Origin of the sequence: Variovorax saccharolyticus (genome assembly GCF_030316765.1) — a bacterium.
GTDB lineage: Bacteria > Pseudomonadota > Gammaproteobacteria > Burkholderiales > Burkholderiaceae_C > Variovorax > Variovorax saccharolyticus.
On the sequence record NZ_JASZYT010000006.1, the window covers coordinates 327,716 to 340,271 of the forward strand.

The following is a 12,556-nucleotide window of genomic DNA, read 5'->3' on the forward strand; positions in this document are numbered from 1 at the left end:
TGCAGGAGCGCCCTTCATGCCATCCGCCCGCCCGCGCAGCCGCTACTGGTCCGACCTGACCAGCGAAGAATTCTCCCGCCTGGACCGCGCCAACCTGATCGCGGTGCTGCCGGTCGGCGCCACCGAGCAGCACGGCCCCCACCTGCCGATGTCGACCGACACCGCGACCATCGACGGCATGGTGCGCGCGACCCTCCCGCACCTGCCGGACGACCTGCCGGTGCTGTTCCTGCCCACGGTGGCCTACGGCAAGAGCAACGAGCATTCGCGCTACCCCGGCACGCTCACCGTGTCGGCCTCGACCTTGATCGCCCAGTGGACCGACATCGGCGCCTGCGTCGCCCGCGCGGGCGTGCGCAAGCTGGTGCTCTACAACAGCCACGGCGGCCAGATGTCGATCATGGACATCGTCGCGCGCGACCTGCGCGAGTCGCACCAGATGATGGTGGTGGCGGCCAACTGGTACACGCTGGGCCTGCCCGAAGGGCTCTTCACGGCCCACGAAGGCAAGCACGGGGTGCATGCCGGCGACCTCGAGAGCTCGGTGATGCTGCACCTGACGCCCGACCATGTGCGGCCAGAGAACTTCCGCAACTTCCACTCGCTGACCGAAGACCTGGCGCAGGAGAACCGCTTTCTCTCGATCACGCCGACCGGCAAGCTCGGCTGGCAGATGCACGACATCAATCCGGCCGGTGCGGCGGGCGACGCCACGCGGGCCACGGCTGCCAAGGGCGCGGCCGTGCTCGACCACGTCGGGCGCAACTTCGTGCAGCTGCTGCAGGAAGTCCACCGCTTCCCGATCGAGCGGCTGGCCAACGAACCGGCGTGGAGCTGAGCATGGCCGACGCCACGCCATCCGCCTCGCCGCTGGTCAGCCTGCGCCAGGTCAGCAAGCGCTTCGCCAACGGCACGCTGGCATTGCAGGGCATGTCGCTGGACTGCGGCGAGCACGACTTCATCAGCTTCCTCGGCCCCTCGGGCTGCGGCAAGAGCACGGCGCTCAGGCTGATCGCCGGCCTGACGCGCGCCAGTTCGGGCGAACTGGCCTGGTCGCGCGCCGGCAGCGGCACGTCGAGCAGCGACCGCGAGCTCGGCTTCGTGTTCCAGGAGCCCACGCTGATGCCCTGGGCCAAGGTCTTCGACAACGTCTGGCTGCCGCTCAAGCTGGCCGGCATGAGCCGCGACGCGGCGGCACCGGTGGTCGCGCAGGTGCTCGAGATGGTCGGCCTCTCGCGCTTCGCCGACGTCTATCCGCGCGAGCTCTCGGGCGGCATGAAGATGCGGGTGTCGATCGCCCGCGCGCTGGTCACGCGGCCGCGGCTGCTGCTGATGGACGAGCCCTTCGCGGCGCTCGACGAGATGACCCGCATCAAGCTCAACAACGACCTGCTGGCGATCTGGCGCGAACACCGCTTCTCGGTGATCTTCGTCACCCACAGCGTCTACGAGTCGGTCTACCTGTCGAACCGCATCGTCGTGATGGCGCCGCGGCCGGGCCGCGTGGTCGACGAGATCCGCATCGACGAGCCCTACCCGCGCGGCGAAGCCTTCCGCACCTCCACCCGCTACAACGCGCACTGCACCGCGGTGTCGCAATCCCTGCACGGAGCCCTCCATGGCGTCGACATCGATCACTGACAACCCGGCGCTGGCCGCACTCGGCGATGCGCCCTCGGCAGCCGACCTGCAGCGGCGCGACGAGCGGCTGCGGCGGCGCGAATCGCTGCTGCGCACCGCGGTGCCGATCGCGGTGGTGGTCGGACTGCTGCTGCTGTGGGAGGTTCTGGTGCGCGTCAACAACGTGCCGCACTACATCATCCCGGCGCCCTCGCTGATCCTCACGACGCTGGTCGACAACTGGGAGACGCTCTCGAGCGCCCTGTGGTTCACGGTCAAGCTCACGCTGCTCTCGCTGGCCGCGGCGATCGTCGGCGGCGTGCTGCTGGCGATCGCCTTCGCGCTCTTCAAGTGGGTCGAGATCGGCCTCTTTCCGATCGCCGTGATCCTGCAGGTGACGCCGATCATCGCGATTGCGCCGCTGATCCTGATCTACGTGTCGAGCACCACCGCGGCGCTGCTGCTGTGCGCCTGGATCGTGGCCTTCTTCCCGATCCTGTCGAACACCGTGATCGGCCTGAAGAGCGCCGACAGCAACCTGCGCGACCTGTTCCAGCTCTACAAGGCCTCGCCCTGGCAGACCTTCCGCTACCTGCTGGCGCCCAGCGCGCTGCCCTACTTCATGGCCGGCCTGAAGATCGCCGGCGGCCTGAGCCTGGTCGGCGCGGTGGTGGCCGAGTTCACGGCCGGCACCGCGGGCCGCGAGACCGGGCTGGCCTCGCGCATCCTCGAATCGAGCTTCCGCACCGAGATCCCGATGATGTTCGCGGCACTGCTGCTGGTGTCCCTGCTGGGCATCGTGATCTTCATCGTCTTCGCCGCACTGTCGCGGGCGGTGCTCGGCCACTGGCACGAGAGCGAGATGAGGAGGGAAAGATGAGCGCCGTGCTGAAACCACCGGCGCGGCCGGCTGCCGTCGACTGGGAGGCCGTGAAACGCGACCTGCACGGCTTGAACGTGATCGAGTCGCCAAACCAGCGCAAGCAGCTGTCGAAGGACTTCTACTGGTACAGCCCGATCCTCACCGAGCGGCTCGCCGGCTGCGTGGCCGACCTGGTGGTCAAGGTCTCGACCGAGGACGACGTCCGCCAGGCCGCCGCCGTGGCCGCCAAGTGGAAGCTGCCGCTCACGGTGCGCGCCGGCGGCACCGGCAACTACGGCCAGTGCGTGCCGCTCGAAGGCGGCCTGGTGCTCGACGTCACGCCGATGAGTCGCGTGCTGGAGATCGGCGACGGCCGCGTGCGGGTGCAGGCCGGCGCGCGCATGCACGACATCGAGCTTGCGGTGGCCGAGACCGGCCAGGCGCTGCGCATGTGGCCCTCGACCTGGCACGTGGCCTCGATCGGCGGCTTCATCGCCGGCGGCTTCGGCGGCATCGGCTCGATCCGCCACGGCATCCTGCGCGACCCGGGCAACCTGCTGCGGGCGCGCATCATGACGGTCGAGCGCGAGCCGCGCGTGATCGAGCTGCACGGCGACGAGATCCAGCAGGTGCACCACGCCTACGGCACCAACGGCATCCTGACCGAGGTCGAGGTGGCGCTGAGCCCGGCGGTCGAGTGGGTGCACTGCATCGCGCTGTTCGACAGCTACCGGCGCGTGCTCGATTTCGGCGTGGCGGCGAGCACGCCCGCGCTCGAACTTTTCCTGCTGTCGGCGGTCGACGCCCGCTTCTCGCCCTACTACGCGAACCTCGGCGACCACTTCCCGCCCGATCGCCATGCGATGTTCGCGATGGTCGCGCCGGACTCGATGCCGGCCTTCCGCGCACTGGTGGCGGCGCACGGCGGCACGGTCTCGCTCGCCGGCACCGAGGCCGAACTGCAGGCCGCCGGCCTGCCGCCGGCCTACGAATGCGCCTACAACCACACGACGCTGCAGGCGCTCAAGGTCGACCGCAGCTGGACCTACCTGCAGGTGGCCTATGCGCAGCCCTTCGACCCCGCGGTGGTCGATCGCCACATCGCGGTCTTCGGCGACGACGTGCTGCAGCACCACGAGTTCGCGCGCGCCGGCGGCGAGTACGGCACCTTCTCGATCCTGCTGGTGCGCTGGAAGGGCGAAGCCCACCAGTACGAGGTGATTCGCGAGCTCGAATCGCAGGACGGCTGCCAGGTCTTCAACCCGCATGTCGTGACCATCGAGGACGGCGGCATGAAGACCATCGACACGCAGCAGATCGACTTCAAGAAGCGCAGCGACCCGATGGGCCTCATGAACCCAGGCAAGACGCGCGGCTGGCACCCCGACATGGCGCTGGAATGCTAGCCCCCACGCTCCCCCACTGCGTGTGGGTCGCTGCCCCCCGAGGGGGCCGCAGGCCGCCTTGGGGCGGCCCGGCGCCGGCCTGATTCCGCAACCGATCAACAGAGACACAACCGAAGGAACCACGATGCGACTCGAATCCCGCTTCATCGCCCGCACCCTGCTGGCCAGCCTGCTCGCCGGCACCGCCCTGGCGGCCATCGCGCAAGACAAGGTGACCATCGCCACCAACTGGCGCGCCCAGCCCGGCCACGGCGGCTTCTACCAGGCGCTGGCCGACGGCACCTACAAGAAGTACGGGCTCGAGGTCGACATCCAGCAGGGCGGCCCGCAGGTCAACAACCGGCCGATGCTGCCGGCCGGCAAGATCGACTTCCTCATGACCGGCAACATGCTGATGGCCTTCGACAACATCAAGCAGAAGGTGCCGACCGTGGTGGTGGCGGCCTACTTCCAGAAAGACCCGCAGGCCATCATCGCCCACCCGGGCCAGGGCTTCGACAAGTTCGCCGACCTCGCCAAGGCCAAGACCGTGCTGCTCGCCAAGGACGGCCAGATCAGCTACTGGCAATGGATGAAGAAGGCCTACGGCATGCGCGACGAGCAGGTGCGCCCCTACAACTACAGCCTGTCGCAGTTCCTGGCCGACAAGCAGGCGGTGCAGCAGGCTTACGCCACCTCGGAGCCGCTGGCGGTCGAGAAGCAGGCCGGCTTCAAGCCGGTGGTGCTGTCGCTGGCTGACGCCGGATGGTCGACCTACGGCATGGTCATCGAGACCCGCCAGGACCTGGTCAAGACCAAGCCGGACGTGGTCCGCCGTTTTGTCGAGGCGACCAACATCGGCTACGCCAACTACCTCTACGGCGACCGCAAGGCGGCCGACGACCTGATCAAGAAGATCAACCCGGACATCAGCGACGACTACATCGAGAAATCGATCCCGATCCTGCGCGCCCACATCGACGTCGGCGATGCGACCACCAAGGGCATCGGCGCGATGAGCGACGAGCGCATGAAGGACTTCTACGACAAGACGGTCGCGGCTGGCCTCTACAAGCCCACCGATTTCGACTATCGCGACGCCTACACCACGCAGTTCGTCAACAAGGGCGCCGGCGTGGAGATCCGCAAGGCCGCCGCGAAGTGACGATCCGGCGATGACCGAGCGCAATCTCACCGTGCGGGTGGCGCGTATCGCGCGCCAGACGCCGGAGATCCTCTCCTTCGAGCTGGTGCATCCGGCCGGCCGCGCGCTGCCGGGCTACCAGGCCGGCGCCCACATCGACGTCCACATGCCGGGCGGCTTCTCGCGCCAGTATTCGCTGGCCAGCGATGCCGGCGCGGAAGGCGTCGACGCCTCGCGCTACCTGATCGGCGTCAAGCGCGAGGCCGCGAGCCGAGGCGGCTCGGCCTCGATGCACGGCCGCGTCCTCGTCGGCGACCTGCTGCCGATCAGCGCGCCCCGCAACAGCTTTCCGATCCGCAGCGAGGCGCGTCGCCACCTGCTGCTGGCCGGCGGCGTCGGCATGACGCCGCTGCTCGCGATGGCGCAGGCGCTGGCGCGCGCGGGGGCCGATTTCACGCTCTGCGTCTTCGTGCGCAGCGAGGAGCATCTGGCCTTCGCCGAAGCGCTGCGCGAGCCGCTGCTGGCGCCCCATGTCCGGCTGCACTTCGATGCCGGCACCGCCGCCCAGAAGATCGACCTGCGCGATCTGCTCGCAGTGCGCGCGGCTGGCACCCAGCTCTATGTGTGCGGCCCGGGCGGCTTCATGCAGGCGGTGCGCAGCGCCGCCGCGCACTGGCCCGAGGATGCGATCCACACCGAATACTTCGCGGCCCCCGCCGATGCGGCGGGCGCCCCGGGCAAGCCCTTCGTGCTGCGCCTCGCGCAGCGCGGCATCCGCGTGCCGGTCGCCGCCGACCAGAGCGCGGTCGATGCGCTGCATGCGGTCGGCATCGACATCCCGGTGTCCTGCGAGCAGGGCCTGTGCGGCACCTGCGTGGTCGGCGGCGAAGGCGAGGGCGCGGAGCATCGCGATTTCTGCCTGACCGGCAGCGAGCGTGTCCGCAAGGTGGCGCTGTGCTGTTCGCGGGCCCGTGGCGAGGAACTGGTGATCGACCTCTGAGCCGCCCGGGCGGCCACTCTGGCACCATGCAACGATGACTCCCGAAGCGAACAGCGACACGCCGAACGCGTTGGACGAGGTGCTCGACGCGCCCGCCACGCGCGGCCGGGCGCGCAAGTACACGCAGCTGCAGGCCGTGATCCACCGGGCCGCGGTCGAGGTGTTCGCGAGCGAAGGCCTGGCCGGCGCCTCGACCCAGGCGATTGCCGACAAGGCCGGCCTGTCGAAGGCGCAGCTGCACTACTACATCGAGAGCAAGGAGGCGCTGTACCGCCAGGTGCTGCAGGGCATCATCGACGACTGGATCGGCGTCTTCGGCTTCAGCGACGAGGCCTTCGGCCCGCGCAAGGTGCTCGGCGACCTGATCCGGCGCAAGATGATGTTCTCGTTCGAGCACCCGCTGCGCTCGCGGATCTTCACGGCCGAGATGATGCGCGGCGCGCCGGTGCTGCGCTCGATGATGAGCCACAGCCAGGAGCGCACCGACCAGGCCGCGGCGGTGATCCAGAACTGGATCGACCAGGGCCTGATGGACCCGGTGGACCCGATGCTGTTCCTCTTCCACCTGTGGGCCGTGACCCAGTTCTATGCCGACCACGCGATGCAGGTGGCGATGTTCAGGAAGGTCGCCGAAAGCGACGACAAGGACCGCCGCTACCTGATCGAGCAGGTGACGGAGTTCATGCTCAAGGGCGCGGGGGTTCGATAGGAGCAAGGACGGCGGCGCGTGCCGACGTGACCTCGGACACGTAGTGGAGGTTGACCGGCTTGACGCGGATGATGCCGCGCCCGGGCACGTCGATTTCGGAGATCACCAGGAACGACAGCGAGATCGTCATCGGCAGCACCAGGAACAGCCCCGCCCTGCGCCGCAGGTGACGGGCGTTGTAGCCCACGAGGGCGTTGCAGAACACCGCGATCGTGGTCAGCAGCAGCCAGGCCGCCAGCGGAATCTGGGCGCGCCAGCCGGCGTAGGTTTTCTGCTGCGCGCTCAGTACCTCGTTCACGCCGGCGACCACCAGCGACGTGATCGGATTCTTCTGCGCGACGGCGGCCGCGCTGGTCGCCGTCCACAGATCGTCCTGCAGTTCCTGCGCGGCACGGCGGCTTTCGGCGTAGGCGCGAGGGTCCGCGCTCTCGTAGAAGCGGAGACGCTCGCCCAGGTAGGCCGACAGCATGCTGCGCAGATGTTCTCCCTCGGCCTGGGGCAGCAGGTCGGCGCGCAGGTAAGCGGTGCGGATGGCCCCGGCCTCGGCCTCCTCGCCGGCCTGGCGGCTGTTGAAACCGCTGATGGCCATGGACAGCGTGAAGCCGATGATGAGGCCGAGCAGCGACAGCGTGGCCCCGAGGATCATCCGGAAATCCTCTCCGCCTTCCGCGCCGGCCGGCGTCCTCCTGCCCAGAATCCGCGCACCGAACTGGGTCGACAGCCACAAGAGGCAGAAACAGCTCAGAAAGAGCGCCAGCGACGCGGCGGTGATGCCGTCGAGCGCCTGGGCAAGGGAAGCACCGAAGGTCTTGAGTTCAGTCGGGAACATACGAAGATCAGGAAATTGCGAAGGCCGCGCGGCGCGCGGACGATCCGGCCGCTCCGGCCATGTCAGGCGGACGCAGCCGACGGACGCGCACACAAGGCATGCGCTTCACGCCACCGCGAGGGTTGTGGATGGGGACGGAGGCTGCCGCGCAGGATCGGCAGCATGGCGAACCGATCCCGGGAGATCGGTGCCGCGCGCGCCGCGCGGGGCGATTCGGGGTTCCGCCCGCAAGGAGCGCCGGAGTATACGAACGCCTGCCGGGCAGCCCCGCGCGTCGACCGGCCCAAGTGTGCGAAATTCAACGAAAGGGCCGACTGGCACGCTCCGCGCGAAAGCTTGACGCCACAGGGTGGTGCCGCGGCAGGCTTTGTTCGATCATCGGCCATGCCGAGCTCTTTCGATTTCGAGCATTCGCCCTTTGACTGCCTCACGGCCGAGGAGCGCGAGCGGGTGCGCGCCCAGGTCGACATCGCCTACTTTCGCGAGGGCGAAGCGATCCTCGAGGCCGGCATGGCGCCGACCCACCTGTTCGTCGTGATCAAGGGCTTCGTGCGTCAGTTCGCGCCGGGCGACAGCGAGCCAGTCGCCAGCTTCGGCCCGCACGACACCTTCGACGGCCGGAGCCTGGTGGCCGGGCAGGTCAGCGGCCGCTTCGTCGCCGCCGAGGAGGTGCTCGCCTACCAGCTCGCGCGCGAGGCGGTGAACGAGCTGATCGCGCGCAACGCGACCTTCGGCGCCCTGCTGTTCTCCGACCTGTCGAACAAGCTGGCCGCGATCGCGGGGCGCCGCGGGGAGCACGAACTGCAGTCGCTGGCACTGGCCCGTGTCGATGCGATTCCGATCCGGGCGCCGCGCTTCGTCGATGCTGATTGCGACGTGCTCTCGGCGGTGCGGCTCCTGCAGGCCGAGCGCAGCACCAACGTGCTGGTGCGAGATCTGTCCGGACCCACACCGCGCCTGGGCATCTTCACCGTCACGGCGCTGCAGCGCGCGGTGCTGCACGGCACGCCGCTCGACCGGCTGCCGGTGCGCGAGGTCAGCAGCTTCGGGCTGATCACTGTCGCGGCGACCGACCCGGTGGGCGACGCGCTGACCGTCATGGTGCGGCACAAGGTGCACCGCGTGGTCGTTGTGGCCGGCGACGGCGGCGCGGACATCCTGGGCGTGCTGGAGGCGCTCGACCTGTTCAGCTTCCTCTCCAACCACTCCTACCTGATCAACCGCGAGATCGCCGAGGCCCAGGACCTCGAAGCCCTGGCCCGGGCCAGCCGCCACGTCACGCAGCTGGTCGGCCTGCTGCACGGCGGCGGCACCCGGGTCGGCCAGATCGCCGCGCTGGTGCAGGCGCTCAACGCCCAGCTGTTCCAGCGTGCCTGGGAGCTGATCGCGCCGCCCGAACTGGTCGCCAACAGCTGCCTGTTCGTGATGGGCAGCGAGGGCCGCGGCGAGCAACTGCAGAAGACCGACCAGGACAACGGCCTGCTGCTGCGCGACGGCTATGCGCCGCCGGCCGATCTCGATGCGCTCTGCGCCCGCCTGACGCGCGCGCTGATCGATTTCGGCTGGCCCGAGTGTCCCGGCGGCATCATGGTCTCGAACCCGCAGTGGCGCGGCAGCCAAGCCGAGTTCGCCGAGCGCGCCTGCCAGTGGCTGCTGCAGGCCGACGGCGAGCAGCTGATGGCGCTGGCGATCTTCCTCGACGCCCATGCGGTGTGCGGCGATGCCGCGCTGCTGGCCGGCGTGCGGGCCCGGCTGTTCTCGCTGGCGACCGACAACGACGCCATGCTGGCGCGCTTCGCCGCGGCGATCGACGCCTTCGCCGAAGATCCGCGCTGGTGGCAGCGCCTGCTGAGCCTCGGCGAGCAGCCCGGCCAGCGCTTCGACATCAAGAAGCAGGGGCTGTTCCCTATCGTGCATGGCGTGCGCAGCCTGGCCCTGCGCGCCGGCCTCGGCGCCAGTTCCACCGCAGCCCGCCTGGAGGCCCTGGCCGCCGACGGCCACATCGAGCGCGGACTGGCGACCGATGTGCTGGAGAGCCTCTACTTCTTCATGGGCCTGCGGCTCAAGGCCGGCCTGGAAGAACAGGAAGCGGGCCACGAGGTGACGGGCCAGGTCGACCCGGCCCGCATGAGCAGCCTCGAGCGCGACCTGCTCAAGGACACGCTCGAGGTGGTCAAGCGCTTGCGCCGCATGCTGCGCATGAGTTTCCGGCTGGACGCGCTGTGACCCGCTGGCTCTCGGCCCTCAAGCGCGGGTGGCAGCTGCAGCACCTGGCCGATCCGCGCTTTGCCTTCATGTGGGACCCGCCGCCGGCCGACGAGTGGGTGGCGCTCGACTGCGAAACCACCGGGCTCGATCCGCGGCGCGACGAGATCGTGGCGATCGCCGCGGTGCGCATCCGCGGCAACCGCGTGATGTGCAGCGAGCGGCTCGAGCTGCTGGTGCGGCCCGAGCGCCGCAGCGTCGCGACCGGCAGCGTGCGCGTGCACCAGTTGCGCGAGCGCGATCTTTCGCAGGGCCTGGCGGCCGAGGCCGCGGTGCAGTCCCTGCTGCACTTCATCGGCAGCCGGCCGCTGGTCGGCTACTACCTCGAGTTCGACGTCGCGATGATCGACCGCGTCCTGTTCCCGATGCTGGGCCTGGGGCTTCCGCAACCGAAGATCGAGGTCTCGGCGCTCTACTACGACCACGTCAACCGGCGCCGCTCGCCGCATCTTCGCAACGGCGACATCGACCTGCGCTTCGCCGCCATCATGACGGCGCTGGACCTGCCGCAGCGCCCCGCGCACGATGCGCTGGACGATGCGGTGATGGCGGCGCTCGCCTTCGTCAAGCTGCGCGCACTGGACTGAAATCAGTGTCCCGATGCGCCCGAGGCTCCCAGCCCGGTCTCCGAGCGCACCTGCTGCGCCGGGAAGGCGGCCCGCTCCTGCTGCGCCTGACGGCTGCGGTCGGTGATCGAGAACAGCCAGATGCCGACGAACGCCAGCGTCATCGAGAACAGCGCCGGCGAGGCATAGGGGAACCAGGCCGAGCCGGCCGGATGACCCAGCGTGGCTTCCCAGACCGAGGGCGAGACGATGGTCAACGCCACCGACGACACCAGGCCGAGCGAGCCGCCGACGACCGCTCCGCGCGTCGTGCAATCCTTCCAGAGCACCGACATGAACAGCACCGGGAAATTGGCCGAGGCCGCCACCGCGAAGGCCAGCGACACCATGAAGGCGATGTTCTGCTTCTCGAAGGCGATGCCCAGCAGCACCGCCACCACGCCCAGCGTCAAGGTGGTGATGCGCGACACCTTGAGCTCGGCACGGCTGTCGGCCTTGCCCTTCTTGATCAGCGTCGCATAGAGGTCGTGCGACACCGCCGAGGCACCCGACAGCGTGAGCCCCGCCACCACCGCCAGGATGGTCGCGAAGGCCACCGCCGAGATGAAGCCATAGAAGACATTGCCGCCGACCGACTTGGCCACCAGCACCGCCGCCATGTTGGCCGCGCCGCCGCCGCCCTTGATGGTGCCGGTGGCGACGTCGGCGAACTCGGGATTGGTCAGCACCAGCGTGATGGCGCCGAAGCCGATGATGAAGATCAGCAGGTAGAAGTAGCCGATCCAGGTGGTGGCCCAGAACACCGACTTGCGGGCCTGCTTGGCATCGGGCACCGTGAAGAAGCGCATCAGGATGTGCGGCAGCCCGGCGGTGCCGAACATCAGCGCGATGCCGAACGAGATCGCCGAGATCGGGTCCTTCACGAAGCCGCCCGGGCCCATGATGCCCAAGCCGATGGCCGCAGCCTCGGCCGGGCTCTTGCCGCCGTTGGCCGCGATCTGCGTGCGCACCTCGACCGACCTGGCGAACAGCGCCTCGGGGCTGAAGTTGAAGGCCGCCATCACCATCAGCGCCATGAAGCTCACGCCGGCCAGCAGCAGCACCGCCTTGATGATCTGCACCCAGGTGGTCGCCGTCATGCCGCCGAACAGCACGTAGACCATCATCAGCGCGCCGACGATCACCACCGCCATCCAGTAGTCGAGCCCGAACAGCAGCTTGATCAGCTGGCCCGCGCCCACCATCTGCGCGATCAGGTAGAAGGCCACCACCACCAGCGTGCCCGAGGCCGCGAAGGCGCGGATCGGGCCGGGCCGGAAGCGGTAGCCGGCGACATCGGCGAAGGTGAACTTGCCGAGATTGCGCAGCCGCTCGGCCATCAGGAAGGTGATCACCGGCCAGCCGACCAGGAAGCCGATCGAATAGATCAGGCCGTCGTAGCCGGTGGCCATCACCGCAGCCGAGATGCCGAGGAACGAGGCCGCCGACATGTAGTCGCCGGCGATCGCCAGGCCGTTCTGGAAGCCGGTGATGCCGCCGCCCGCGGTGTAGAAGTCGGCCGCCGACTTGGTCTTCGAGGCGGCCCACTTGGTGATCCACAAGGTCAGCAGCACGAAGCCCGAGAACATCGCGATCGCGATCCAGTTGGTCGGCTGCTTGGCGGCCTGGCCGACATCGGCGCCGGCCGCCGCGGCGAGGGTAGAGGCGCCGCCCAGCAGCGCCGCCAGGGCGAGGTGACGCGCTTTCATCGCGTGGCCTCGCGGATGATCTCGGCCGTGAGCCGGTCGAACTCGCCGTTGGCGCGGCGAATGTAGAAGGCCGTGATCAGGATGGTGAAGACGATCACGCCGAGGCCGATCGGGATGCCGATGGTGGTCACGCCGCCGCCGATCGGCTGCGCCAGAAATGGCTTGTTGAACGCGATCAGTGCGATGTAGCCGTAGTACACCAGCATCATCAACGCGGTGAGCCACCAGCCGAAGCGGTTTCGCTTGCGTCGCAGCTCGAGGTACTTGGGATTGGACTGGATCTTGTCCACCACGGGGTCGCTCATGATTCGTCTCCTGGACTTCGGTCGGGACGATTCTGGGATGCGGCCTGCACGCGCGGGGCGCGCTGCAATCATTCGTCACATTGCGATGCAATGCGCGGATCTTTCGAGGCCGGATCGAGACCG

12 protein-coding genes are annotated in these 12,556 nt (G+C 68.9%); 9 read left to right on the top strand and 3 right to left on the bottom strand.

Going from position 1 to position 12,556, the window contains the following annotated elements; all coding sequences use genetic code 11:
- Positions 1–16: 16 nt before the first annotated feature.
- From QTI45_RS20070 to QTI45_RS20100, 7 genes are all read left to right on the top strand, one after another.
- A complete protein-coding gene (locus QTI45_RS20070) occupies positions 17–838 on the top strand; it encodes a creatininase family protein (protein WP_286371751.1) in 822 nt (273 codons plus the stop codon).
- Between the two features lie 2 nt (positions 839–840).
- Positions 841–1,641 carry an ABC transporter ATP-binding protein gene (locus QTI45_RS20075; RefSeq protein WP_286655633.1) on the top strand — a complete coding sequence of 267 codons (801 nt, stop codon included), beginning with the start codon at positions 841–843 and terminating at the stop codon, positions 1,639–1,641.
- Entirely contained in the window at positions 1,619–2,500 is an 882-nt protein-coding gene (locus tag QTI45_RS20080; protein WP_286371753.1) for an ABC transporter permease, read from the top strand. Before QTI45_RS20075 ends, QTI45_RS20080 begins: the two co-directional genes overlap by 23 nt.
- Positions 2,497–3,888: an FAD-binding oxidoreductase gene (locus QTI45_RS20085; RefSeq protein ID WP_286655634.1), complete on the top strand. Its 1,392-nt coding sequence runs from the start codon at positions 2,497–2,499 to the stop codon at positions 3,886–3,888. The genes QTI45_RS20080 and QTI45_RS20085 overlap by 4 nt, the downstream gene beginning before the upstream one ends.
- A 124-nt stretch (positions 3,889–4,012) precedes the next feature.
- Positions 4,013–5,032: an ABC transporter substrate-binding protein gene (locus QTI45_RS20090; RefSeq protein ID WP_286655635.1), complete on the top strand. Its 1,020-nt coding sequence runs from the start codon at positions 4,013–4,015 to the stop codon at positions 5,030–5,032.
- Between the two features lie 10 nt (positions 5,033–5,042).
- The gene (locus QTI45_RS20095; RefSeq protein ID WP_286655636.1) at positions 5,043–6,011 is read left to right on the top strand and encodes a PDR/VanB family oxidoreductase; all 969 of its coding nucleotides are present in this window, start codon (positions 5,043–5,045) and stop codon (positions 6,009–6,011) included.
- A 34-nt stretch (positions 6,012–6,045) separates the two neighbouring features.
- Entirely contained in the window at positions 6,046–6,720 is a 675-nt protein-coding gene (locus QTI45_RS20100) for a TetR family transcriptional regulator C-terminal domain-containing protein (protein ID WP_286655637.1), read from the top strand.
- Here QTI45_RS20100 and QTI45_RS20105 read toward each other — a convergent pair.
- On the bottom strand, positions 6,698–7,549 hold the full coding sequence (locus QTI45_RS20105; RefSeq protein ID WP_286655638.1) for a bestrophin-like domain: 852 nt from the start codon (positions 7,547–7,549) through the stop codon (positions 6,698–6,700). The two genes, QTI45_RS20100 and QTI45_RS20105, sit on opposite strands and share 23 nt — an antisense overlap.
- Positions 7,550–7,933: 384 nt before the next feature.
- On the opposite strand from QTI45_RS20105, the gene QTI45_RS20110 reads away from it, so the two are divergent.
- Both QTI45_RS20110 and QTI45_RS20115 read left to right on the top strand, forming a co-directional pair.
- Positions 7,934–9,775, top strand: a complete 1,842-nt coding sequence (locus QTI45_RS20110) for a putative nucleotidyltransferase substrate binding domain-containing protein (protein ID WP_286655639.1) — start codon at positions 7,934–7,936, stop codon at positions 9,773–9,775.
- Complete coding sequence (locus QTI45_RS20115; RefSeq protein ID WP_286655640.1) at positions 9,772–10,401, top strand: 3'-5' exonuclease; 630 nt, start codon at positions 9,772–9,774, stop codon at positions 10,399–10,401. The genes QTI45_RS20110 and QTI45_RS20115 overlap by 4 nt, the downstream gene beginning before the upstream one ends.
- 2 nt (positions 10,402–10,403) lie before the next feature.
- On the opposite strand, the gene QTI45_RS20120 is transcribed toward QTI45_RS20115, so the two are convergent.
- The gene (locus QTI45_RS20120; RefSeq protein WP_286371761.1) at positions 10,404–12,128 is read right to left on the bottom strand and encodes a cation acetate symporter; all 1,725 of its coding nucleotides are present in this window, start codon (positions 12,126–12,128) and stop codon (positions 10,404–10,406) included.
- Positions 12,125–12,433, bottom strand: a complete 309-nt coding sequence (locus QTI45_RS20125) for a DUF485 domain-containing protein (RefSeq protein ID WP_286371762.1) — start codon at positions 12,431–12,433, stop codon at positions 12,125–12,127. The genes QTI45_RS20120 and QTI45_RS20125 overlap by 4 nt, the downstream gene beginning before the upstream one ends.
- Positions 12,434–12,556 lie beyond the last annotated feature (123 nt).

Bases quoted from the DNA above. Each gene is read 5' to 3' on its own strand.
- QTI45_RS20070 (WP_286371751.1), top strand. From the start codon at position 17: ATGCCATCCGCCCGCCCGCGCAGCCGCTACTGGTCCGACCTGACCAGC.
- QTI45_RS20075 (WP_286655633.1), top strand. From the start codon at position 841: ATGGCCGACGCCACGCCATCCGCCTCGCCGCTGGTCAGCCTGCGCCAG.
- QTI45_RS20080 (WP_286371753.1), top strand. From the start codon at position 1,619: ATGGCGTCGACATCGATCACTGACAACCCGGCGCTGGCCGCACTCGGC.
- QTI45_RS20085 (WP_286655634.1), top strand. From the start codon at position 2,497: ATGAGCGCCGTGCTGAAACCACCGGCGCGGCCGGCTGCCGTCGACTGG.
- QTI45_RS20090 (WP_286655635.1), top strand. From the start codon at position 4,013: ATGCGACTCGAATCCCGCTTCATCGCCCGCACCCTGCTGGCCAGCCTG.
- QTI45_RS20095 (WP_286655636.1), top strand. From the start codon at position 5,043: ATGACCGAGCGCAATCTCACCGTGCGGGTGGCGCGTATCGCGCGCCAG.
- QTI45_RS20100 (WP_286655637.1), top strand. From the start codon at position 6,046: ATGACTCCCGAAGCGAACAGCGACACGCCGAACGCGTTGGACGAGGTG.
- QTI45_RS20105 (WP_286655638.1), bottom strand. From the start codon at position 7,549: ATGTTCCCGACTGAACTCAAGACCTTCGGTGCTTCCCTTGCCCAGGCG.
- QTI45_RS20110 (WP_286655639.1), top strand. From the start codon at position 7,934: ATGCCGAGCTCTTTCGATTTCGAGCATTCGCCCTTTGACTGCCTCACG.
- QTI45_RS20120 (WP_286371761.1), bottom strand. From the start codon at position 12,128: ATGAAAGCGCGTCACCTCGCCCTGGCGGCGCTGCTGGGCGGCGCCTCT.
- QTI45_RS20125 (WP_286371762.1), bottom strand. From the start codon at position 12,433: ATGAGCGACCCCGTGGTGGACAAGATCCAGTCCAATCCCAAGTACCTC.